The organism is Bradyrhizobium canariense (genome assembly GCF_018130465.1).
GTDB lineage: Bacteria > Pseudomonadota > Alphaproteobacteria > Rhizobiales > Xanthobacteraceae > Bradyrhizobium > Bradyrhizobium canariense_C.
The window spans coordinates 231,843-254,040 of sequence record NZ_JAFCKJ010000005.1 but is presented as its reverse complement, the minus strand read 5'-3'; the positions used below and the strand labels follow the sequence as shown (position 1 = coordinate 254,040).

Annotated in this window: 19 protein-coding genes; 8 read left to right on the top strand and 11 right to left on the bottom strand. The window is 64.7% G+C overall.

Annotation, left to right across the window (positions count from 1 at the left end; genetic code table 11):
- The first annotated feature begins 179 nt into the window (after positions 1-179).
- From JQ591_RS16765 to JQ591_RS16750, 4 genes are all read left to right on the top strand, one after another.
- Positions 180-1,778: a GMC family oxidoreductase gene (locus JQ591_RS16765; protein WP_211397121.1), complete on the top strand. Its 1,599-nt coding sequence runs from the start codon at positions 180-182 to the stop codon at positions 1,776-1,778.
- Between the two features lie 7 nt (positions 1,779-1,785).
- Positions 1,786-2,235: a hypothetical protein gene (locus tag JQ591_RS16760; protein ID WP_211397120.1), complete on the top strand. Its 450-nt coding sequence runs from the start codon at positions 1,786-1,788 to the stop codon at positions 2,233-2,235.
- 82 nt (positions 2,236-2,317) lie between these two features.
- Positions 2,318-3,337 carry a S1C family serine protease gene (locus tag JQ591_RS16755; protein ID WP_211397119.1) on the top strand — a complete coding sequence of 340 codons (1,020 nt, stop codon included), beginning with the start codon at positions 2,318-2,320 and terminating at the stop codon, positions 3,335-3,337.
- A gap of 59 nt (positions 3,338-3,396) precedes the next feature.
- Entirely contained in the window at positions 3,397-5,127 is a 1,731-nt protein-coding gene (locus tag JQ591_RS16750; RefSeq protein ID WP_211397118.1) for an FAD-dependent oxidoreductase, read from the top strand.
- 132 nt (positions 5,128-5,259) lie between these two features.
- Here the strand turns inward: JQ591_RS16750 and JQ591_RS16745 are convergent, their stop codons facing one another.
- A complete protein-coding gene (locus JQ591_RS16745; protein WP_211397117.1) occupies positions 5,260-8,736 on the bottom strand; it encodes an indolepyruvate ferredoxin oxidoreductase family protein in 3,477 nt (1,158 codons plus the stop codon).
- Between the two features lie 178 nt (positions 8,737-8,914).
- On the opposite strand from JQ591_RS16745, the gene JQ591_RS16740 reads away from it, so the two are divergent.
- From JQ591_RS16740 to JQ591_RS16730, 3 genes are all read left to right on the top strand, one after another.
- Complete coding sequence (locus JQ591_RS16740) at positions 8,915-9,880, top strand: hypothetical protein (RefSeq protein WP_211397116.1); 966 nt, start codon at positions 8,915-8,917, stop codon at positions 9,878-9,880.
- A 218-nt stretch (positions 9,881-10,098) separates the two neighbouring features.
- Positions 10,099-10,800, top strand: a complete 702-nt coding sequence (locus tag JQ591_RS16735; RefSeq protein ID WP_211397115.1) for a cysteine hydrolase family protein — start codon at positions 10,099-10,101, stop codon at positions 10,798-10,800.
- 10 nt (positions 10,801-10,810) lie between these two features.
- Positions 10,811-12,481 carry a regulator gene (locus JQ591_RS16730; RefSeq protein ID WP_211397114.1) on the top strand — a complete coding sequence of 557 codons (1,671 nt, stop codon included), beginning with the start codon at positions 10,811-10,813 and terminating at the stop codon, positions 12,479-12,481.
- Here the strand turns inward: JQ591_RS16730 and JQ591_RS16725 are convergent, their stop codons facing one another.
- The 10 genes from JQ591_RS16725 to JQ591_RS16680 all read right to left on the bottom strand — a co-directional run bounded on the left by JQ591_RS16725 (position 12,482) and on the right by JQ591_RS16680 (position 21,626).
- The gene (locus tag JQ591_RS16725) at positions 12,482-13,306 is read right to left on the bottom strand and encodes a carbohydrate ABC transporter permease (protein WP_211397113.1); all 825 of its coding nucleotides are present in this window, start codon (positions 13,304-13,306) and stop codon (positions 12,482-12,484) included.
- Entirely contained in the window at positions 13,303-14,241 is a 939-nt protein-coding gene (locus JQ591_RS16720) for a carbohydrate ABC transporter permease (protein WP_211397112.1), read from the bottom strand. The genes JQ591_RS16725 and JQ591_RS16720 overlap by 4 nt, the downstream gene beginning before the upstream one ends.
- Complete coding sequence (locus tag JQ591_RS16715) at positions 14,238-15,560, bottom strand: ABC transporter substrate-binding protein (protein WP_211397111.1); 1,323 nt, start codon at positions 15,558-15,560, stop codon at positions 14,238-14,240. The genes JQ591_RS16720 and JQ591_RS16715 overlap by 4 nt, the downstream gene beginning before the upstream one ends.
- Before the next feature lie 78 nt (positions 15,561-15,638).
- Positions 15,639-16,418, bottom strand: a complete 780-nt coding sequence (gene soxA, locus JQ591_RS16710) for a sulfur oxidation c-type cytochrome SoxA (RefSeq protein ID WP_211397110.1) — start codon at positions 16,416-16,418, stop codon at positions 15,639-15,641.
- The gene (gene soxZ, locus JQ591_RS16705) at positions 16,415-16,732 is read right to left on the bottom strand and encodes a thiosulfate oxidation carrier complex protein SoxZ (protein ID WP_211397109.1); all 318 of its coding nucleotides are present in this window, start codon (positions 16,730-16,732) and stop codon (positions 16,415-16,417) included. Before soxZ ends, soxA begins: the two co-directional genes overlap by 4 nt.
- Complete coding sequence (locus tag JQ591_RS16700) at positions 16,732-17,199, bottom strand: SoxY-related AACIE arm protein (RefSeq protein ID WP_211397108.1); 468 nt, start codon at positions 17,197-17,199, stop codon at positions 16,732-16,734. The genes soxZ and JQ591_RS16700 overlap by 1 nt, the downstream gene beginning before the upstream one ends.
- An 8-nt stretch (positions 17,200-17,207) precedes the next feature.
- Positions 17,208-17,660, bottom strand: coding sequence for a sulfur oxidation c-type cytochrome SoxX (gene soxX, locus JQ591_RS16695; protein WP_211397107.1), 453 nt, complete (start codon positions 17,658-17,660; stop codon positions 17,208-17,210).
- Positions 17,653-18,924: an NAD(P)/FAD-dependent oxidoreductase gene (locus tag JQ591_RS16690; protein ID WP_211397106.1), complete on the bottom strand. Its 1,272-nt coding sequence runs from the start codon at positions 18,922-18,924 to the stop codon at positions 17,653-17,655. Before JQ591_RS16690 ends, soxX begins: the two co-directional genes overlap by 8 nt.
- A 54-nt stretch (positions 18,925-18,978) precedes the next feature.
- Positions 18,979-21,165, bottom strand: a complete 2,187-nt coding sequence (locus JQ591_RS16685; protein ID WP_211397105.1) for a xanthine dehydrogenase family protein molybdopterin-binding subunit — start codon at positions 21,163-21,165, stop codon at positions 18,979-18,981.
- Positions 21,166-21,176: 11 nt separating this feature from the next.
- Positions 21,177-21,626, bottom strand: a complete 450-nt coding sequence (locus tag JQ591_RS16680; protein ID WP_211397104.1) for a (2Fe-2S)-binding protein — start codon at positions 21,624-21,626, stop codon at positions 21,177-21,179.
- A gap of 270 nt (positions 21,627-21,896) precedes the next feature.
- Between JQ591_RS16680 and JQ591_RS16675 the strand changes: the two genes are divergently transcribed.
- Positions 21,897-22,151, top strand: a complete 255-nt coding sequence (locus tag JQ591_RS16675; RefSeq protein ID WP_211397103.1) for a hypothetical protein — start codon at positions 21,897-21,899, stop codon at positions 22,149-22,151.
- Positions 22,152-22,198: the final 47 nt, after the last annotated feature.

The window sequence follows — 22,198 nt, the reverse complement described above, 5'->3', positions numbered from 1 at the left end:
GGCTCGTACGCCTTGTTCCTAGCATCCGGATGTGGCGATACCAATGGTCTGCGCCCTGCGAAGTGCGACATTCCGGCCTCGTGGCTTTACTCAGCCGTAGCTCTGATCCTATCGTTCGTCGGCCTTGCGGTCCGAAGGCCGAATCGCCCGGAAAGCGGCGAAGGGAGGAAAAATTTGCGATGAAAGACCCCGTGGACGTCCTGATCATCGGCGCCGGCGCTTCAGGCGCGGCGGTGGCGTGGTCGCTGGCCGAGACCAAGATGCATATTCTCTGCCTGGAGCAGGGTGGCTGGATGAACCCGGCGGAATATCCCAGCACGGGCCGGGACTGGGAGGCCAAGTTCTACGGCGAGTGGTCGTCCAGCCCCAACGTCCGCGGCCGGCCCGAGGACTATCCGATCAACGACGACAACTCGCCGATCAAGGTCGTCAACTACAACGCGGTCGGTGGCTCGACGGTGATGTACACCGCGCACTGGCCGCGGCTGCATCCCTCCGATTTCAAGGTGAGGACGCTCGACGGCGTCGCAGACGACTGGCCGATCGACTACGACGCGCTGACCCCATTCTTCGAAGAGAACGACCGGATGATGGGCACGTCCGGCCTCTCGGGCGATCCGCTCTCACCGCTGACGCATCCGCCGATGCCGCAACAGCCGCTCGGATTGTCCGGCGCCATCATCGGCAAGGCCATGAACAGGCTCGGCTGGCACTGGTGGCCGTCGGATACGACGGTCGCGACCATGGACTATGAGGGCCGCGCGCGCTGCATCAATCTCGGCCATTGCACCCCGGCCTGCGCGCAAGGCGCCAAATCCTCGACCGATATCACCTATTGGCCGCACGCGGTCCGCGCCGGCGTCGAGCTGCGTACGCATTGCCGGGTACGCGAGATCACCACCGACGAGAACGGGATGGCCACCGGCGTAGTCTATTACGACAAGGACGGCGTCGAGCAGTTCCAGCCGGCGCATGTCGTCATCATCGCCTGCAACGGCGTCGGCACGCCGCGGCTGCTGTTGAATTCGGCATCGAACCGCTTTCCGAACGGGCTTGCCAATTCGTCCGGCCTCGTCGGCAAAAACCTGATGTTCCATCCTTATGCGCAGATCTACGGCTATGTGAAGGAGCCGACCGATAGCAACCGCGCGCCGCCGACCTGCCTGTGGAGCAAGGAGTGGTATGACACGGATCTCTCGCGCGGCTTCGTGCGCGGCTACGGCGTCCAGTTCGTGCGCGGCGCCGGGCCGGTGTTCGAGGCTGTCGTCAGCGAGCAGAAGGGCATTCTGCCGTGGGGCGCCGACCATCACCGCGTCTTCCGCAAGCTCAATGGACACCGGCTCGGGTTTTCCGCGATTTGCGAGGATCTGCCGGAGGAGCATAATCAGGTCACGCTCGATCCGGTCCTGAAGGACAGTCACGGCATTCCCGCGCCGAGGATCGACTACACGATCAGCGAGAACAGCCGGAAGATGATGGAGCATGCGCTGGCGCGCGGCCGGGAGATTCTCGAAACCGCGGGGGCGACCGACATCTGCGTCAACTCGCCGATCCCGTGGGGCGGCTGGCACCTGCTCGGCACGGCACGAATGGGCACCGACCCCGAACGCTCCGTCGTCAACGAATGGGGCCGCTCGCACGACGTGAAGAACCTCTTCATCGTCGACGGCAGCGTCTTCGTCACCTCGGGCGGCGTCAACCCGACCTCTACCATCCAGGCCATCGCGCTCTACGTCGCCGACCAGATGAAGCAGCGCCTCGCCAATTTGTTCGATTGAGACCGTCATGTCCGCAGACAATCAACTGACACGCGCTCAATGCAACGATCTCCGCACCATCGCCGCGATGATCGTTCCCGCCAGCGACGAGTACAAGGTGCCCGGCGCCGACGACCCCGCGATCCAGGCCGACATCCTGGCGACGCTCGGCCGTGACACCGCCCTGGTCCGCCAGGCGCTCGACCATCTGGCGCGGCTGGCGGACCAACCACTTGCCGAGCTCGATCCCGCCAAGCGCGATGCGGTGGCGCAGGAGTTTCGCAGTTCCGGCGGCGCCGCGGCCGCAACGCTCGTTCGCGTGGTGCTGCAATGCTACTACCGCGACGATCGCGTGCTGCGTTCGCTCGGGCTGGAACTGCGTGCGCCGTTCCCCAAAGGCTACGTGCTGGAGGATGGCGACTGGTCGTTGCTTGATCCGGTCAGGGCACGGCCGGCAAGCCTGAGAAGGGCACCCTAGCAGCCCAGCCTTGCGCCCCAAGCGGGCCACTTGCGCGAGGGGAAACAGGCCACCATCTGTGTGAGCCTCAAGGACTCTTGCCATGTTGGATTTTACTTCAGATATCGCCGATGACGCATCGTCATCGCGAACGACGGCGGCTGCCCCGGACAACGACCGGGCCCTGCTGGATGCCTATTCCAATGCCGTGATCGACGTGACCGATCGCGTCGGCGCTGCCGTCGTGCGCGTCGAGACCGGACCGAAGGTGCCGAACGGCCGCGAGCGCGGCGGGCTCGGCTCGGGCATCGTGATCTCGCCGGACGGGCTCGTTCTCACCAATAGCCACGTGGTCGGCTCGTCGAAGGAGATCCGGCTGCGCGACGTCGAGGGCCATGTCGGCGACGCTCGGGTGCTCGGCGTCGATCCCGACACTGATCTTGCGCTGCTTCGCGCCAACGGCGTGCGGGACTTGCCCTATGCGGCGCTCGGCAACTCCAAGACCTTGCGGCGCGGCCAGCTCGTGATCGCGATCGGCAATCCGCTCGGCTTTGAATCGACCGTCACCGCCGGCGTGGTCTCGGCGCTCGGGCGCTCGATCCGCTCGGTCAGTGGCCGCACCATCGAGGACGTGATCCAGACCGATGCAGCACTCAACCCCGGCAATTCCGGCGGGCCGCTGGTGTCGTCGAATGCCGAGGTGATCGGCATCAACACCGCCATCATCAGCGGCGCGCAGGGCATCTGCTTTGCGGTCGCCAGCAACACCGCGCAATTCGTGCTGTCGGAGATCATCCGCCACGGTTATGTCCGTCGCGCCTATATCGGCGTGGCCGGCCAGACCGCGCCGATCCCGCGGCGGCACGCGGTGCTGGCCGGCGTCGAGAACAAGATGGGCGCGCTGCTGGCGCAGATCGAGCCGGATGGGCCGGCGGCGAAGGCGGGCCTGTTGTCCGGCGATGTCGTGATCGGCCTCGACGGCGTCGAGATCAACGGCGTCGACGATCTGATCCGCGTGCTCGACCGCGATCGGATCGGCCGCCGCCTGGCCATGGACGTGCTGCGGCTCGGCCGTCTGCGGGCGATCGATATCGACCCGGTCGAACGCAAGCCGGCCCGCTAGCGTGAGGGCGCCCCGGCGGGGTATGACGGTGTCATGCCTCGCTTCGGGAACCCCGCCGCATGATGCCGGCGCATGAGACTTACGATGTCATCGTCGTCGGCGCCGGTGCCGGCGGCATGACGGCCGCAGCTGTCGCCGCCGCCGAAGGCCTGCGCGTGCTGGTCATCGAGAAGACCGCTTTCGTCGGCGGCACCACCGCATGGTCCGGCGGCATGGTCTGGATACCCGCCAATCCCAAGATGAAAGAGTCGGGACTCTCCGATAGTGTCACGGACGCCGTGCAATACCTGTCAAGCACGGTGCCCGAGCCCGCCAATGCGGGCCTCCGCGCCGCTTTCCTCGCGCGCGGACCCGAGGCGGTCGCCTATCTCGAAGCCAACACGCAAGTGCGCCTCCAGCCGGTGAAGGCCTATCCGGACTATTATCCGGAGCGATTGGGCGCGGCGCCGGGCGGGCGCGTGCTCGAGCCGGTCGTCTTCGACGGCACGCGGCTGGGCGCGCATTTCGCGCGGCTGCGGCCGCCGCTGCCGGAGTTCACGCTGTTCGGCGGGATGATGGTCAACCGCCTCGACATCCCGCATCTGCGCCAGGTCGGAAAATCGCTGCGCTCGACTCTTCGCGCGACGCGGCTGGTTTCGGAGTATGCGTGGCAGCGGCTGCGGAGCCCGCGCGGCACGACGCTGCATCTCGGCAATGCGCTCGCCGCACGGCTGTATGCCTCGCTGCTGGCGCGGCAGGTTGAGATCCTCTTCAGCGCGGACGTCGAGGATTTGTCGATGCAGGGCGAGCGCGTCGGCGGCGTGGTGATTCGCCACGGCGCCCGCGATCGCCTGATTGCCGCGCGACGCGGTGTGGTGCTCGCGACCGGCGGCTTTTCGCACGACGCGACCTTGCGCAAACGCTTGTTCCCACCCGCGGCCGGATTCGTCTCGGCGACCAACACGTCCGGTACGGGCGACGGGCTTCGCCTCGCGGCCGCAACCGGCGCAGCGCTCAATACGGAGGCGACGAGCCCGGCCTATTGGGTGCCGGCCTCGCTGTTCCGGCGCGCCGATGGCAGCCGTGGCGTTTTCCCGCACACGGTGACCGACCGCGCCAAGCCCGGCGTGATCGCGGTCAATGCGGCGGGCCGGCGCTTCGTCAACGAGGCGCTGTCGTACCACGAGTTCGTGCTTGCCATGCTGCGCGACGGCAATGGCGAGCCGGACCGGCCGTTCTATCTCGTCTGCGACCGTCCGTTCCTGTGGAGCTACGGCCTTGGCCGCATCAAGCCGTTCACGCGCAATATCAGGCGCTATGCGGCGAGCGGCGAGTTGGTCGAGGCTGCTGATATCGCGCAGCTCGCGGTGAAGATAGGTATCAAGCCGTCCACACTCGCAGCGACGATTGCAAGCTACAATTCCGGTGCGAAGGAGGGGCGTGACCCTGAATTCGGTCGCGGCAGCACCATCTATCAGCGCCATCTCGGTGATATCAGCCACAAGCCCAACCCCTGCGTCGCGCCCATTCTCCGTGGCCCTTTCTTTGCGATGCGGATCTATCCGGCCGATCTCGGCACGGCGATCGGCATGAAGGTCGATGCCCAGGCGCGTGTGTTGCGCGAGGACGGCACGCCGGTCGCGGGCCTCTACGCCTGCGGCAACGACATGGGCTCGATCATGAACGGCAATTATCCGGGGCCGGGGATCACGCTCGGGCCGGCGCTGACGTTCGGGTACATCGCGGGGCGGCATCTGGCGGAGGGGGCGATCACAGCGTCGAGTGCCGCGAAGGTATCTGTCGAGTTGTAGCCTCCGCCGTATCCACAATCTCCGTCATTGCGAGCGCAGCGAGGCAATCCAGACTGCCTCCGCGGAAGGACTCTGGATTGCTTCGTCGCTTCGCTCCTCGCAATGACGCGGAGAGAGCTTGAGCTCTAACCGCTACTCCGCAGCAGCCGCAAAGCGGCTGTTCTCCAGCTCTGCCTCAAGCCGCGCCTTCTCGGCTGCGGCTTGCTTGATGTTGGCTTCCTTGACATGCCCGAAGCCGCGGATCGTCTCCGGCACCCGCGCGAGCCTCGCCAGCAACGGGATCTGCTCCGCCTTCAGCCCGGCGATCCGCTGATCGATCATGCCGAGATAATCCTCGATCAGCTTCCGCTCGGTCTTGCGCTCCTCGGTCCGGCCGAACGGATCGAACGCGCCGCCGCGCAAAAACTTCAGCCTTGCGAGCACGCGGAAGGCGTGGATCATCCAGCCGCCGAACTCCTTCTTCTGGAGATGCCCTGTCGTCTTGTCGCGCTGCGCGAAGATTGGTGGCGCCAGATAAAACTTCAGCGTGAAGTCGCCGTCGAACTTCTCCGACACTTTCCCGGCAAAGCTGCCATCCGTGTAGAGCCGCGCGACCTCGTACTCGTCCTTGTAGGACATCAGCTTGAACAGGTTTTTCGCGACAGCCTCGGTCAGCTCCGCGGACGCGGGTGAGGCAGCTGCTTCCGCCTTGCGCACCTTGGCGACGGCGGCGAGGTAGCGGTCGGCGTAGGCCTTGTCCTGATAGCCGGTCAAAAACTCGGCTCGCGTCGCGATGATGTCGTCGAGCGACTTCGTCGGCGCGGATGCCCGGCTCTTGAACTGCAGCACGCTGCGCACCCGCGACATGTCGTGGGCGGCCAGGCGCCCCCAGGTGAAGGCGAGCTTGTTCATCTCGATCGCGGCGCCGTTGATCTCGATCGCGCGCAAGAGCGCCTCCAGCGACAGCGGGATCGCGCCCTTCTGGAAGGCGAAGCCGAGCATGAAGGGATTGGTGGCGATCGAATCGCCCATCAGCGCGGCGGCAATGCCGGTGGCGTCGATGATGTCGAGGTTCTTGTCGCCGATGGCGTCGCGCAGCACGGTCTGCATCGTGCCCATCTCGAAATCGAGATCGGGATTTTGCACGAAGCTCGCGGTCGGCTGCAGGTCGGCGTTGATGTAGGCCTTGGTCACGCCGCGCTCGGCGCGGCTGAGCGCGCTGGGGCCCGCCGAGACGATCATGTCGCAGCCGAGGATGACGTCGGCGCCGCCGGTGGTGATGCGGACGGCGGAAATGTCTTCCGGTTTCGGAGCGATGCGGACATGGCTCATCACCGCGCCGTTTTTCTGCGACAAGCCGGTGAAGTCGAGTGCCGAGCAGCCGCGGCCGTCGACATGGGCGGCCATGCCGAGCAGTGCGCCGATGGTGATCACGCCGGTGCCGCCGATGCCGGTGACGAGGATGTTGTAGGGGGCGTCGAGCTCACGCGTTGGCGGCAGCGGCAGGTCCGCGAACAGCTGTCCGGAATCGACCCCCGAGGTCTTGACGCGCTTGAGCGTGCCGCCGTGCACGGTGACGAAACTCGGGCAAAAACCCTCGACGCAGGAGAAGTCCTTGTTGCAGTTCGACTGGTCGATCTGGCGCTTGCGGCCGAACTCGGTCTCCAGCGGCTGCACCGAGACGCAGTTGGACGCCTGCGAGCAGTCGCCGCAGCCTTCGCAGACCAGCTCGTTGATGAAGGCGCGCTTGGCGGGATCCGGGTACAGCCCGCGCTTGCGGCGGCGGCGCTTTTCCGCGGCGCAGGTCTGGTCGTAGATCACCACCGTAAGACCCTTGATGTCGCGCAGCTCGCGTTGAACGGCGTCAAGGTCGCGGCGGTGATGGATGGTCGCGCCTTGCGGGAAGTAATTGCCATCCGGATACTTGCCCGGATCGTCCGAGACGATCGCGAGGCGCTTGACGCCCTCGGCCCAGACCTGATGCGCGATCTGCGCGACGTTGAAGCCGCCCTCGGCCGGCTGGCCGCCGGTCATCGCGACGGCGTCGTTGTAGAGGATCTTGTAGGTGATGCTGATGCCGGCGGCCGATGCCGCGCGAAGGGCGAGCAGCCCGGAATGGGTGTAGGTGCCGTCGCCGAGGTTCTGGAAGATGTGCTTCTCGGTGGTGAAGGGCGCTTGTCCGATCCAGTTCACGCCCTCGGCGCCCATATGCGAGATCAAATCGGTACGGCGGGTCGGCATGCTCAGGGCCATGCCGTGGCAGCCGATGCCGGCCATGGCGCGGCTTCCCTCCGGCACGCGCGTCGAGGTGTTGTGCGGGCAACCCGAGCAGAAGAACGGCGTGCGCGCGAGCTTGATCTGGGTGCTGGTGGTGACAGGATTGTCAAAGGCCTCGAGCCGGGCGAGCCGCTGTTCCAGCACCGGGCTGTGATGGCCGAGCTTGCGCAGCCGCGCCACCAGCGCGGACGCAACGATGGTCGGCGTCAGTTCGCCCTCGCTCGGCAATAGCGGCGCGCCGCGCTCATCGCGTTTGCCCGTAACCGTCGGACGCCGCGACGCATCGATATTGTAGAGGATACGCATCAGCTGGTCTTCGATGAAGCCGCGCTTCTCCTCGACGACCAGCACGTCCTGAAGTCCTTCGGCGAAGCGCTTGGCCCCGCTTTCCTCCAGCGGCCAGGTCATCGCGACCTTGTAGATGCGCAGGCCTAGGTCCTGCGCGTCCTTGTCGGTAATGCCCAGATCGGCCAGCGCCTGCCGCAGATCGAGATAAGCCTTGCCGGTCGCGACGATGCCGAGCCGTGCCGGCTTGGAATCGAGCACGATGCGGTCGAGCTGGTTGGCGCGGGCAAAGGCCTGCACCGCGGCCATCTTCGGGCCGAACAGGCGCTTCTCGGCGTCCAGCGGCGGGTCGGGCCAGCGGATGTTGAGGCCGCCGGGCGGCATCTCGAAATCGTCGGGGAGCTTGATCTGGATGCGTTCGGGATCGCTGTAGATCGAGGCCGAACTCTCCACCGTCTCGCTGATCGCCTTGAAGCCGACCCAGCAGCCGGAGAAGCGCGACAGCGCAAAGCCGTAGAGGCCGAGGTCGAGATAATCCTGCAGCGTCGCCGGGTTGATGACGGGGATCAGCGCTGCCGCGAATACCTGCTCGCTCTGGTGCGCCAGCGTCGACGACTGACAGCCGTGGTCGTCACCGGCGAGCGCAAGCACGCCGCCATTGAGCGAGGTGCCGGCGGCATTCGCATGCTTGAGCGCGTCGACCGAGCGGTCGACACCGGGGCCCTTGCCGTACCAGATGCCGAACACGCCATCGACCTTGGCACCGGGAAACAGGCCGACCTGCTGGCTGCCCCAGACGGCGGTCGCCGCGAGGTCCTCGTTCAGGCCAGGGACGAAGGCGATGTCGTGCTGCTGGAGGTGTGACTTCGCGCGCCACAGTGCGTGATCGTACATGCCGAGCGGGGAACCGCGATAGCCCGAGATGAAGCCGCCAGTGTTGAGGCCCTGAAGCCGGTCGCGTTCGCGCTGCAACATGGGCAACCGAACCAGTGCCTGCGTGCCGGAGAGGAAGATCCGCTTCGATTCGAGCCGGTATTTGTCGTCCAGCTCGACCTGCATCAGCGTCATTTCAGAAGTCCTCGTCTCTTGTTCGGCATGTCTTGTTCGGCATGAGGTTGCGCTGCGGGAGGGAGTAGCGGCTGCGCGACGCGAATTGTGACAGTCAAAGGCTTGCACAGACGAAGTCAATATCGCTGGCCGCATCCGTGGCGCTCCTGCTAGTCATGGCTTGACTGCGGAGGACTGCATGACGGCACAAGCGTTCGATACCGAGATCACGGAGACCGACGGCGCCCTGGTCGGGCCGTGGCGTCGGCCGCGTCAGATGCTGCAAGCCCAAACTTACGACGCGCACGCCTCGATCCACGACGACGCCACCGCGCAGAAGCTCGGCTTCAAGGGCGGCACCATCGAGGGCCCGACGCATTTCAGCCAGTTTGCTCCGCTCGGCGCGCGTTTGTGGGGACAGGCCTGGTTCGAGAGCGGATGCCTCTCCGCGCACTACCGCAGCGTCTGTTACGAAGGCGAGGAGGTGCAGGCGATCCTGTCGAAGCCGTTGCCCGGCACCAGCCAGTGCCAGATCCAGATGGTGAAGCGCGATGGCACGGAGGTGCTGCGCGGCACGGCTGGCGTTGGCGATGCGCAGGTCGCGACCGCGCTGGAGGCGCGTCTTGGCGAACTCAAGCCGCTGACCGATCCTGTGATCCTGCGCGACGTGAAGGTGGCGCAAACAAGCCGGCGGCGGACGGTGCGGATGGCGTTCGACCAGACCATGGGCGAGCTCTATCCGTTTTCGCTGCGCCAGAAGCTCGCGGTCATCGCCGAGAGCTCGCCGTATTATTCAGGCGCCGACAATCTTTCCTCGAATCCCTGGGGCAGGGCGATCATCCCGATGGAGATGTTGAGCGTGCTGTTCCAGTACCGCTCCAAGGACGATCCTCTTCCGGCCAAGGGACCGGCCGTCGGCCTGTTCGCCGACCAGGAGATCACGCTGCTGAGGGGCCCGCTGTTTGTTGACGAAGAGTACGAAGTCGAGCGCGAGGTCGTCGCGCTCTCCGGCAGCCGACGCACCGAGAGTGCCTGGGTCAAGACGCGCGTGTTCGACAGAGCGGGCGCGGTTGTCGCGACGATGCTGCTGAACATGGCGACGCTGAAGGATTCCTACGCGCCGTATGAGGAAGAGTATCGACGGCTGTACGGGGCGGGGCGGTAGGCGCCACCCTTGTCATTCCGGGATACGCGACCGCTCATCCTCTAGGCAATTGCACCGCGCAAAGCCGTCGCACAGGGAATAAGCAGCCGTCAGTTCTTTTCCTAACTTCCTGACTCAGCATCGAATTTTCTTGCAGCTCGCGCTCCAGCGCAATTGTACACAATGGCACGGCGCTTGCAGAACTCCTGGTGACGAGAGTTCTCGCGGGGGCCTGCGTTATGTTGAACTCAACCAAGCCGACATTGGGCGTCATCAGCGCCGAACCCGGGGCGATCGAGCTCGACTGGTCGGCCACCGCGCTTCTCATCATCGACATGCAGCGCGACTTCATGGAGCCCGGCGGCTTCGGCGAGACGCTCGGCAACGACGTCAGCCAGCTCGCGCGCGCGGTGAAGCCGATCGGTGCGGTGCTGACGGCCGCGCGGGATACCGGCATGCTGGTGATCCACACCCGCGAGGGCCATCTGCCCGATCTCTCCGACGCGCCGCCGGCGAAAGTCGAGCGCGGCGCGCCGTCGTTGCGCATCGGCGATCCCGGCCCGATGGGACGCATTCTCATTCGAGGCGAGGCCGGCCACGATATCATCCCGGAGCTCTATCCGCTCGACAGCGAGATCGTGATCGACAAGCCCGGCAAGGGCGCGTTCTACGCCACCGAACTCACTGACGTGCTGGAGAAATACGGCATCGAGAATCTGCTGGTGTGCGGCGTCACCACCGAAGTGTGCGTCAACACCACCGTACGCGAGGCCAACGACCGCGGCTATCGCTGCGTCGTCATCTCGGACGGCTGCGCATCCTACTTCCCCGAATTTCACGAGATGGGCCTGAAGATGATCAAGGCCCAGGGCGGCATCTTCGGCTGGGTCGCAAGCTCAGCCGCGGTACTGGAGGCGATGAAGATTTCCACATCAGCTTAGGGGCATCACCATGAGCACAAGTATGACGGGGACAGCCGGCAAATCTGATCTGAACAAGTCCGAGTTCAAGCCGGCACTATGGACACCGGGCGACTGGAACGCGTTTTTCGGCTTCGGCACCAACATCCTCGTCAACATGCTGGTGCTCACGGGCCTGCTTCGTTTCGTGCTGAAGATGCCGGACAGTCTCGTGTTCGGCCGCATCCTGCCCGCGCTCGGGCTGATGATGTGCCTGTCGACCTTCTACTACGCATTTCTCGCTTATCGCCTTGCGCAGAAGACCGGCCGCACCGACGTCTGCGCGTTGCCCTCGGGCGTCAGCGTGCCGCACATGTTCATCGTCACCTTCGTGATCATGCTGCCGATCACGATCAAGACCGGTGATCCGCTCAAGGGCTGGTCGGCAGGCCTGGTCTGGGTGTTCTTCCAGAGTTTTATCCTGATGATCGGCGGCTTCATCGCGCCCTTCATTCGAAAAATCACACCGCGCGCGGCGCTGCTCGGCACACTCGCCGGCGTCTCCGTCACCTTCATCTCGATGCGCCCTGCGCTCGAAATGTACATGACGCCGCAGATCGGTCTGGTCTGCTTCGCCATCATCCTGGTGAGCTGGTTCGGCGGCGTGAAATATTGGCGCGGCATTCCCGCCGGCCTCGTTGCGATCGCGGTGGGCATGGTCATCGCCTGGGGCTCGAACCTGTTCGGCCTCGGTCTCGGTGGACTGAGCGTCAAGGGCGTCGGTGATGCCTTTGCCAATTTCGGCTTCTCGGTGCCGATCCCGGCGGTAGGCTACGTCTTCTCCGGCTTCGAATTCCTCGGAATCATCCTGGTCACCGCCATTCCGTTCGGCATCTACGATCTCGTCGAGGCCATGGACAATGTCGAGAGTGCGGAGGCCGCTGGCGACGAATATCCGACCACGCGCGTGCTCACCGCCGACGGCGTCGTCAGCCTGATCGGCTGCCTGATGGGAAATCCCTTCATCAACGCCGTCTATATCGGCCATCCCGGCTGGAAGGCGATGGGCGGCCGGATCGGCTATTCGGCTGCGACCGGCATCATGGTAGTCGTGCTGGCCTGGTTCGGCATCATCTCGGTGCTGCTGGCGCTGGTGCCGGTCGTCGCGATCTCCCCGATCCTGCTCTATATCGGCATGCTGATCGGCGCGCAGGCATTCCAGACCACGCCGGTCAAGCACGCGCCCGCGATCGTGCTGGCACTGACGCCGCATCTCGCCGCCTGGGCCAAGCTCCAGATCGACACGATGCTGGGCTCGACCATGATGGCAGCGACCACCGTCGGCGGGCTCGCCGCCGACAAGGCCGACGCGGTCAAGGCTGCGGCGATCGCCGCACTGCCGCAGCAGGGCGTGTTCTATCACGGGTTAGAAGTGATGGGCGGCGGCTCCATCCTCGGCGGCCTCATCCTGGGCGCGATCGGCGTCTTCATCATCGAGCGCGACTTCGAGAAAGCCTCGGCGTTTGCGCTGGTTGGTGCGGTCCTGACCTACTTCGGCTTCATGCACGGCGAAGCCGTCGGCATCGGCGGCGGATTCGGCGTCACGCCCGCGGTGGCGTTCGCCTATGCCGTGATGGCCGCCGGTCTGTTCGCGGCCAGCAGGCTCGGCGCGAGCGAGCCCTACATGCCGCATGCGGACATGCACGCCGCGCCGGCGGAGTAGCTACCCGCCCTTGACGGCACCAGCGGTTAGCCCGGCGACGATCTGTCGCTGGGCGAACACCGTGAGCAGCAGCACCGGGAGGGTGACGATCAGCGCGGCGGCCGCGAGCGGCCCCCAGCTCAATTGGTCGAACGAGATCATGTTGTAGACAGCGACCGGCAGGGTGCGTGTCTCGCGTCCGGCCAGCACGATGCCGAACACAAAATTGTTCCAGGAGAAGATCACGGCCAGGATGAAGGCGACGGCGATGCCGGGCTTGGCGATCGGCAGCGCGACATGGCGGAAGACCTGCCAGCGCGAGGCGCCGTCGATGAGCGCGGCTTCTTCCAGCTCCATCGGCGTCGTCTCGAAATAGCCGATCATGATCCAGATCACGATCGGCACCGTGACCACGAGGTGGATGATGATCTGCGGCACCAGCGTGCCGAGCAGTCCCAGCCACTGGAACATGAGAAACAGCGGGATCAGATAGGACAATCCCGGCGTGATACGGGCGATCAGGATCACGATCGCGGATTTGTGCGCGGCCATCCGCGCAATCCCATAGCCGGCGGGAACGCCGACGAGCAGCGCAAGCAACGTCGCGCTGCCGGTCACGATCAGGCTGTTGATGAAATAGGTCAGGAAGCGGTTGGAGGCGAGCACGTCGGCATAGTTCTTCCAGGCGACATGCTCGGGAATGAACACCGGCGGATAGGCGGCGTTGTCGATCTCGAATTTGAGCGACAGCGACAGCATCCAGAGGAAGAACAGGATCGCCGGCGACACGATGACGAACACCGAAAGCCACAGGCCGATCTGTCCAAGGATCTGACGTGGGCTCATGCGCCGCTCTCGATCTCGGTCCACACCATACGCTGGCGGGCGTACAGCATCACCGCGGCAAGCAGGATGATCAGCAGGAAGAACACGACCGCGATCGCCGAGCCGTAGCCGAGGTCGTAATAGGAGAAGGCGACGCTGTAGAGATAGATGTTGATCGTCTCCGACGCCGATCCCGGTCCGCCCTGCGTGATCGCGAAAATGATGTCGAAGCTCTTCACGGCGTCGATCATGCGGATCATGCCGGCGATGAACAGGAACGGCATGATCAGCGGCAGGGTGATGAAGCGGAACACCTGCCAGACGCTGGCGCCATCGATCTGTGCACTTTCATAAGGCTCGGTCGGGATCGCAGCCAGGCCGCCCAGCACGATCAGCATGACCAGCGGCGTCCATTGCCAGGTCTCGACCAGCACCAGCGAAGGAATGACGGTAGCGGGATGAAACACCCAGAGCTGCGCAGGGATTCCGACCAGTGACAGCAGATAGTTCAGCACGCCGAGCTGCGGGTGGAACATCATGGTCCAGACCAGCGCGATCGCCACCGGCGTCGCCATCATCGGCATGATGAAGACGCCGCGCAGGAAGCCGCGGCCGGGGAATTTCTGGTGAAACACCACGGCCGCAAACGTGCCGAGCACGAGCGGCAGCAGCACGGACAGTGCGGTGTAGACCAGTGTATGTCCGATGGCCTCGATGAAGCGGGGATCGCTCGTCAGCCGCAGATAATTGGAAACTCCTACGAAGGTGGTCGACGAGCCGACCTTCCACTCGTTCAGGCTCATCCAGATCGTGAAGACCCACGGGAAGATAATGATCGCGAGCACGACGACCAGCGCCGGCACCACGAACGGCCAGTACGACGGCGGCCGCAACTCTTTCTCCGGCGCGGCATCAGACTGTGCCGCGCCCGGAGTCGATTGTGTCAACGCACTCACGCCTTCTCGCTACGCTCCAGGATCGGCCGGTACTGATCGTTGGCCTTCTTCAGCTCGGCGGCAGGATCGGCGCCGGACAAGGTCGCAGTGACCGCGGCGCCGACGATGTCGCGGAATTCGGCGACCGGAATCACGACGGGCAGGCCCAGCTTGCTGATCTTGCCGGAATCGATCACCGATTGCAGCCACTCCTTGGTCTTTACGCCCTTCTGAACCTCGGGATCGCCAAGGATCGAGTTGCGGAACGGCACGCCGCCGCCGGCCTGCAGCAGCCGCGCGCCCTGGGTTTTCGAGACCACCCATTGGCAGAGCAGATAGGCGGCTTCCTTGTTCTTGCTCGCAGCAGCAATGCCGATGCCGTCGCCATAGGTCGAGGAATATTGGCCCTTGGGGCCGGCGGGTACGACGGTGTAGCCGACCTTGCCGACGACGCGCGAGGCGGCCGGATCTTCCAGCGGTGGTGCCCAGCCGACGCCGTCGATCCACATCGCGGATCGGCCTTGGGTGAACGAGGCCATTGACTCCATCCAGTTGAAGCCGGCGACGCCGGGCGGTGCCGATTTCGTCAGGAGCGTCTGATACAGCTTGGTCGCGGCAATGGCTTCCGGACCGTCGGTCAGGATGTTGCCCTTGGCGTCGAGGAATTCCCCGCCATAGTTGAGGAAGAAGTTGCTCCACATCGCCATGTTGGCGTTGCGCAGGCCGCGCCCGACAAAGCCGTAGGTGCCTTCCTTGGCATCGGTGAGCTTCTCGGCCGCCGCAGCCATCTCGTCGAGGGTCTTGGGAACGGCGACGCCCTTCTTCTCGAACAGTTCCTTGTTGTAGTAGAGGATGAAATAATCGACCGACCACGGCAGCGACAGCATCTGGCCCTTGCCGTTCTTGGCGTATTGCAGGCCGGCGGCGGAAAAATCGCTCTCGACGAGATCGGGCGCGGTCAGCGCCGGGTCCTTCATGAAGGGCGTCAAGTCGGCGAGCCAGCCGGCCTTCTCGAACTGCCGCTTCTGCACGTGGTAGCTGAGATGGACGACGTCGAAGCTGGGCCGTCCCGAAGTCAGCTCGATCACCACCTTCTGGCGTTGCTGCTGCTCGGGAATCTGCTCGGATTCGACCTGAATACCGGTGAGCTCGGTGAACTCCTTGACGTATTTTTGCAGGTTGTCGCCGCGAGGTCCCTTGGCGAGGATCACCTCAAGCTTGGTCCCGGCGTATTTCTTCCAGTTGACCTCGGCGCGTGCCGGCAATCCCGTCAGGCTGAGCGCGCCAGCTGCGGCAGTGCCCGTCAAGAGCGTACGACGCGAGATTTTGTGGTTGACCACTTTAGGTCCCTCCCTGTGACTCAATTTGGGCGGATACTAGCGGCCGTTCCGCGTCTGCCTAGTCCTAATCTGTGGAATTCAGGGCCGCACGGCCGGCGTCTCCATCGGCAAGCCATGCGCCCGCGACATCAGATAGAGTTCGAGCGCAACCAGCTCGGGCGCGCCGTAATCATAGGCCTGGGCGCGGACGCCCGTCATGCAACTGCGTAGCCGCCGCTCCAGCGAGCCCAGGGTCTGCCATTCCAGGCGATAAAGCGGATAGCCGGTCGGTTGTCCTTGCGTGATCGGCGCGCCGGCAAGTCGTTTGTTGAAGTTGTCGTCGTGGCAATTGGTGCAGGCAAGGTTGAGCTGGCCTTCGCGCTGCATGAAGAGGTCGCGGCCCTGTTCGACGAATGGCTTCAGTTGGGGATCGTCGCCAGCCGTGATCGCTGTGCCGCGCGATTGGTGCGCGACGAAGGCGGACAGCGCCAGCAGGTCGCGGCTCTCGTAGGGCAGCGCCGGCGCCTGCTGATGATTGCTGCGGCACAGATTGATGCGCTGGTCGAGCGTGACGGGGCGCGCCAGCGCCTTGTCGAAGGCCGGATAGCGCGCCGCGACGCCTTTCATGCTGCCGCGGGCATCGCCATGGCAATCCGCACAGGCTTTGTCGGCGCTGCCGGTCTTCTTGGTCCACAACGCCTCACCGTCGAGCACGAACAGCATGCCGGGATTTGAAGTGTCGTCATCTTGCATCGCGCGTGTGTCAGGCGCCATGAACGAATAGCCGGAGCGGCGCGCGTCCGGCGGAATCTCGCCGGCGAGCAGGGCAGGGGTCGTGGCGAGGAGCGCCGCGGCCGATATCGCGCGCCAAAAACTCATTCGACCGTGATCGACGCCGATGCGCTGGACGAATAGCCGTTGTCGCCGATCCATTCGAACTCGAACTTGCCGCTCTCCTTCGCGACCGTGAAGAACGACAGATAAGGATTGGCCGCGATCGCCGGAAAGAGATCGGCGCGAAAGATCTCGGCGCCGTTGTAGCGGCACGTAAAATTCGTGATGATGTCGCGCGGCACCAGCGCGCCGTCCGCGGTGTGGCGGAAGCCGGTTTCCATGATGTGCGAGGTCAACGTGCGGATCTCGATGATTTCGCCGCGTCGGGCCTTCGCCGGAACGTTGATGAGCGCGGCCATCAGTTCATCTCCTCGGTGCAGGCGGCCAGTGTCACGACGATTTCGGTCGCGACCTGCCAGAACGTGTCGTCGGAAAGACGCGCGATCGCCACCACCTTCTGGGTGTCGGCGAGCCGGATCCGGGTCGAGACCTGGGCGCGACCGGAGGAGGGGCTGAGGTAGAAGTTGCCGATGTTCGGCTGCGGGTTCTTCTCGTTGAAGACGTGGATGCTCTTGACGTGGTCGTCCGCCGTCATCGGGCTCGCGACGCTCACGGTCATCGGCACCGTGTTGCCGTTCTCGACCAGCGGCGGAATGTCGAGCTTCACCTTGCCGGTGCGCACAGGTGCTTCGCCGACCACGTTGCGGATCGCGGCGCTGAGCATCGCCGGTGTCGCCTCGAGCGGCCGCAGCGTGACGATCGGGATCGTCCCGGCGACCGACACGCTTCCGGCAAGGTTCAGGAATTGTCGTCGCGTGGTTGGCATGAACAGTCCTAGTCCCGAAGCGTTGCAAGAAAAGCCACGATGTCCTCGATCTCGGCGGCGGACAATATCGGTTTGCCGGCGAAATTCCGTCCGACCTGTACGAGGTGGTCGTTGCGATAATAGGATGGCATGATGGTCTCAGGGTTGAAGCGCGCTGCATCGACCAGTCGAAGCCGCAACTGGCTCGCCGTCCAGCGGTTCCCCGCACCCGTGAGATCAGGCGCGAGGTCGCCCTGGAACCGGGTCTCGGGGAAGGGGCCGGAATGGCAGAGGATGCAGGTGGTGGTGCGCGCGAGCACAAGCGCGCGCCCGCGCGCGGCATCGCCGGGCGCGCCGGTGAGCGATTCCACAATGCCGTCGCCGGCGATGTTGTAGGGCAGGAGTTCCTCGGCGCCTGCATGGCAGGCGAAGGCGCAACTGGCGGCGATCAGAGCTGCGATATGGACCGATGCTCTAGCCAAAGGTGTCCGCCGTGACGGTTTGAAACCAGCGCTCGGCTTCAGTCGCCTCGCGGGCGCGCAATTCGCGCGGCGCGTCGACCGGGCTGGTCGCGCCGCCCTCGACCTCGGCGAAGATGTCGCCCTTGGGCTGGTAATTGCCCGCGAGTGAAAAGCCGTAGCCGGGTGCGACGGTGTTGTAGCAGACGCCTGTCAATCGCGGCGTTTCTGGCGCGCGGCCGGCAAGGAGGTTCACGATCGCGGCAGCGCAGGCCTTGCCCTGCGCGCTTGCCGCGGAGGCCGACTTGGGAATGCCCCCGCCGAGGCAGGCATCGCCGATGACGTGGATGTTCTGGACCAGCTTCGACTCGAAGGTAACAGGATCGATCGGGCACCAGCCGGTCGCATCCGCAGCGCCTGCGATCTCGGCAATGCGCCCGGCGCGTTGCGGCGGAATGACGTTGGCGACGTCAGGCGTGTAGTTGCCGAATTCGGTGACGATGGTCCTTGTCGCGGGATCGACCGAGGTCACGCGGCCGCCTTGCGACAGCCCGATGCGTTCGATCATGTCGCCGTAAAGCTCCTTCCACGCCTTCTCGAACAGTCGCTGCTGGGAGAAATTGTCCTTGGCATCGAGGATCAAGACCTTTGAGCGCGGCTTCTTCGTTTTCAGGTAATGCGCGATCAGGCTGGCGCGCTCGTAAGGCGCCGGCGGGCAGCGCGAGGGATTGGCGGGGACCGTGATGGCGACAGTGCCGCCGTCCGGCATGGCCTCCAACTGCCGACGCAGCAGCAGCGTCTGCGCGCCGGCCTTCCAGGCGTGCGGCATTTTTTCTGATGCCGCGTCGTCGTAGCCAGGCAGGGCCTCGAAATGGAAGTCGATGCCGGGCGAGAGCACGAGACGGTCATAGGGCAGCGCAACGCCATCGGCCGTTATCACGCTGCGCCGCTGTGGTTCGATCGCAGTCACGGCCTGGCCGATCACGGTGACGCCTTCGGCGGCAAGCTTGTCATAGCCAAACTGCTGCGCTTCGATGTCGCGCAGGCCCGCAATCACCTCGTTGCTGAAGGGGCAGGAGGTGAAGACCGCATTGGGTTCGATCAGGATGACCTGCAAGTTTCCCTGCGCGCGCTTGAGCGCGCGCGCACAGGCCGCACCGCCAAAGCCGCCACCGACCACAACGACGCGGCCCGCCGATTGCGCGCGCAGGATCGAAGGGACGGCGAATAATGTGGCCGCGGCGGTGATACCGAAGACGGCATCCCGCCGTGTCACCGGCGCATTCATGAGTCTTGTCCGGAAAGTGTGGCGCGGCGGCCGTTACGGCCGCCGCGGCGTGTATCAGGCGAAGGTGATGTTCTGGTCGCGCAGCGGCACCGAGCGGATGCGTTTGCCCGTCGCCGCGAAGTACGCATTGAGCACCGCCGGCGCCGCGACACCGATGGTCGGCTCGCCGACACCGCCCCAGAACCCGCCGCTCGGCACCATCACCGACTCCACCTTCGGCATCTCGTTGATGCGCATCGAATTGTAGGTGTCGAAGTTGGACTGCTCGATGCGGCCGTCCTTGACGGTGCAGCCGCCGTAGAACAGCGCGGAGAGGCCATAGACGAAGGAGCCGGCGATCTGCCGCTCCACCTGCGCCGGATTGACGACGTAGCCGGGATCGGTGGAGGCGACGATGCGATGCACCTTGATCTTGTTGCCGTCGGTCACCGAGATTTCGGCGGCGCCGGCGACATAGCTGCCATAGCCCATCACCTGCGCGATGCCGCGATAGATGCCCTGCGGCGCCGGGGTGCTCCAGCCGATCTTCTCGGCCACGGCATTGAGCACCGCCAGATGCTTGGGGTGATTGCCCATCAGCTTGCGGCGGAATTCGAGCGGGTCCTGGCCTGCAGCCTGGGCCAGCTCGTCCATGAAGCATTCCATGTAGATCGCGTTGTGATTGACGTTGACGCCGCGCCAGAAGCCCGGTGGAACGTGCGGGTTGCGCATCGCATGCTCGACCAGGAGGTTTGGCACGGAGTAACCGAACGCGGCTTCGCCGGACTGGGCGACGCCCTGGAACGCGGCCGGATCCATGCCGTTTTGCAGCGCTTCGGGACGCAGCGAAAACAGGATCGATTGCCCGGACAGTCGGTAGTGCAGCGCGACCAGGTTGTTGTCGGCATCGAACGCGCCGGTCATCTTGCACTGGGTGATCGGGTGATACCTGCCGTGCGCCATGTCCTCTTCGCGCGACCACAACAGCTTGATCGGCGTGCCTGGCATCTCTTTGGCGATCAGGACGGCCTGGCGGACATAGTCGGTCTGGCCGCGCCGGCCGAAGCCGCCGCCGGGCATCACCTTGTGCACGTCGCACTTCTCCGCCGGCAGGCCCGACGCTTCCAGCGTGGCGGCGAAGGCCGCCTCGCCATTCTGCGTGCCGCACCAGACCTCGCACTTGTCCGCCGTATAGACCGCCGTGGCGTTCATCGGCTCCATGGTGGCGTGGTTCTGGTATGGATAGCTGTAGACGGCCTCGATCTTCTTGGCGGCACTGGCAATCGCCGCCTTGGCGTCGCCGTTCTTGTTGCCGACATAGGCCGGCTGCTCGTTGGCGAGGCCCTCAGTCAGCCATTTCGCGATCGACTCGCTGGAGACCTTGGCGTTGTCGCCCTCGTCCCAGACGATCGGCAGCGCCTCCAGCGCGGTCTTGGCGTGCCACCAGGTGTCGGCAACGACCGCGACCGCTGTATCGCCGACCTTGACGACCTTCTTGACGCCCTTCATGCCGGTGATCTTGGCTTCGTCAAAGCTCTTCACCTTGCCGCCGAACACCGGGCAGTCCTTGATCGCGGCGTTCAGCATGCCCGGCAGCTTGACGTCGATGCCGTAGATCATGGTGCCGGTGGTCTTCTCGGCGGTGTCCAGCCGCTTCACGCCCTTGCCGATCAGCTTCCAGTCCTTGGGGTCCTTCAGCTTGACGTCGGTCGGCGGCGTCAGCTTGGCCGCGGCCTCGGCGACCTTGCCGTAGGTCGTGGTCTTGCCGGACGGCGTGTGAGTGATGACGCTGTTGGCGGCCGTGCATTCGGACGCCGGCACTTTCCACGCCTCGGCGGCGGCCTGGATCAGCATCACCCTTGCGGTGGCGCCGCCCTTGCGGACGTAGTCTTGCGAAGAGCGGATGCCGCGGCTGCCGCCGGTCGAGAAATCGCCCCAGACGCGCTTGCGGGCGACGCTCTGGCCCGGTGTCGGATATTCGGTCGAGACTTTCGACCAGTCGCATTCGAGTTCCTCGGCGACGAGCTGGGCGAGGCCGGTGAGCGAGCCCTGGCCCATTTCGGAGCGGGCGATGCGGATGACGACGGTGTCGTCGGGCCTGACCACGACCCAGGCGCCGATCTCGGGCGAGCCGTCGGCCGCGCGGACCACGGCGGGGCCGCCGAAGGGGATATCGAGGCCGATTGCGAGACCTGCGCCGACCGCGGCGGTGCCGATGACGAAGGCACGGCGGTTCATCCTGGGAGAGACATGCTTGTTCATGTGGCGGCTCCTTACGCGCTTGCGATCGTATGGATCGCTTCGCGCACCTGTTGGAAGGTGCCGCAGCGGCAGATATTGGTGATGGCCTCGTCGATGTCGGCGTCGGTCGGCTTCGGCTTCTCGGTGAGGAGTGCGGCCACCGCCATGATCATGCCGCTCTGGCAATAGCCGCATTGCGGAACGTCCTGGGCAATCCAGGCTTCCTGCACCTTGTGCAGCGTGTTGCCGGAGGCGAGCCCTTCGATGGTCGTGATCTTCTTGCCTGCGGCCTCGCTGACCGAAACCCCGCAGGAGCGGGTGGCGACGCCGTCGATGTGAACGGTGCAGGCGCCGCATTGTGCAATGCCGCAGCCATATTTCGTGCCGGTCAGGCCGGCATTCTCGCGGATTGCCCACAGCAGCGGCGTATCCGGCTCGACGTCGAGTGTGAAGGTTTTTCCGTTGATTGTTAGATTTGCCATCGCAAGTCCCCTGATTGGTCCAATCCACCGATTGGACTCAGCGGCGCAATGTGTCCGGCAAACTGGAAACGTTCAAATCAACAGTCCGAGGGGTGGCCGTCAAAGAGACTTGAATGCGCAGGGAAGAATGCCGGGAGCGCGGTGTAGTGGCGTTGTGAACGGCCGTACAAAGCCACAGCCTTTGGTCGCAACGAATTAATTTGACTATCTCAGGGTATTGTACAACCTTGGGTTTGATGGATCATTAGTCCATCCTAAGGGAGAAGTGCCATGGGTCGCATCGTCACGATTGATCTCGAAAAAGTTCTTGCGTCAGGTAACGATCTCAAAGCGAAGTCGCCTTCCGGACTCACCACCCACGCGGACCTGCTCGGCCTTGCCAGTGACGTCAGCAAGGACCCGGTCTCGTATCTGAGCAGCGTCGGCGTTGAGCTCGACGACCAGACCGCGTCCATGCTGCGAAACAAGCTGGCCACGCGGAGCGGCGGCGTACAGGCCGGCTCGATCCATATCGACATCCTCTGATCCGGCTTCGGCAGTATCTCGACGGCAGATCATGATGGCCGGCTGAC

Coding starts and splice junctions, on each gene's coding strand:
- JQ591_RS16765 (WP_211397121.1), top strand. CDS start 180: ATGAAAGACCCCGTGGACGTCCTGATCATCGGCGCCGGCGCTTCAGGC.
- JQ591_RS16760 (WP_211397120.1), top strand. CDS start 1,786: ATGTCCGCAGACAATCAACTGACACGCGCTCAATGCAACGATCTCCGC.
- JQ591_RS16755 (WP_211397119.1), top strand. CDS start 2,318: ATGTTGGATTTTACTTCAGATATCGCCGATGACGCATCGTCATCGCGA.
- JQ591_RS16750 (WP_211397118.1), top strand. CDS start 3,397: ATGATGCCGGCGCATGAGACTTACGATGTCATCGTCGTCGGCGCCGGT.
- JQ591_RS16745 (WP_211397117.1), bottom strand. CDS start 8,736: ATGACGCTGATGCAGGTCGAGCTGGACGACAAATACCGGCTCGAATCG.
- JQ591_RS16740 (WP_211397116.1), top strand. CDS start 8,915: ATGACGGCACAAGCGTTCGATACCGAGATCACGGAGACCGACGGCGCC.
- JQ591_RS16735 (WP_211397115.1), top strand. CDS start 10,099: ATGTTGAACTCAACCAAGCCGACATTGGGCGTCATCAGCGCCGAACCC.
- JQ591_RS16730 (WP_211397114.1), top strand. CDS start 10,811: ATGAGCACAAGTATGACGGGGACAGCCGGCAAATCTGATCTGAACAAG.
- JQ591_RS16725 (WP_211397113.1), bottom strand. CDS start 13,306: ATGAGCCCACGTCAGATCCTTGGACAGATCGGCCTGTGGCTTTCGGTG.
- soxA (WP_211397110.1), bottom strand. CDS start 16,418: ATGAGTTTTTGGCGCGCGATATCGGCCGCGGCGCTCCTCGCCACGACC.
- soxZ (WP_211397109.1), bottom strand. CDS start 16,732: ATGGCCGCGCTCATCAACGTTCCGGCGAAGGCCCGACGCGGCGAAATC.
- JQ591_RS16700 (WP_211397108.1), bottom strand. CDS start 17,199: ATGCCAACCACGCGACGACAATTCCTGAACCTTGCCGGAAGCGTGTCG.
- JQ591_RS16690 (WP_211397106.1), bottom strand. CDS start 18,924: ATGAATGCGCCGGTGACACGGCGGGATGCCGTCTTCGGTATCACCGCC.
- JQ591_RS16685 (WP_211397105.1), bottom strand. CDS start 21,165: ATGAACAAGCATGTCTCTCCCAGGATGAACCGCCGTGCCTTCGTCATC.
- JQ591_RS16680 (WP_211397104.1), bottom strand. CDS start 21,626: ATGGCAAATCTAACAATCAACGGAAAAACCTTCACACTCGACGTCGAG.
- JQ591_RS16675 (WP_211397103.1), top strand. CDS start 21,897: ATGGGTCGCATCGTCACGATTGATCTCGAAAAAGTTCTTGCGTCAGGT.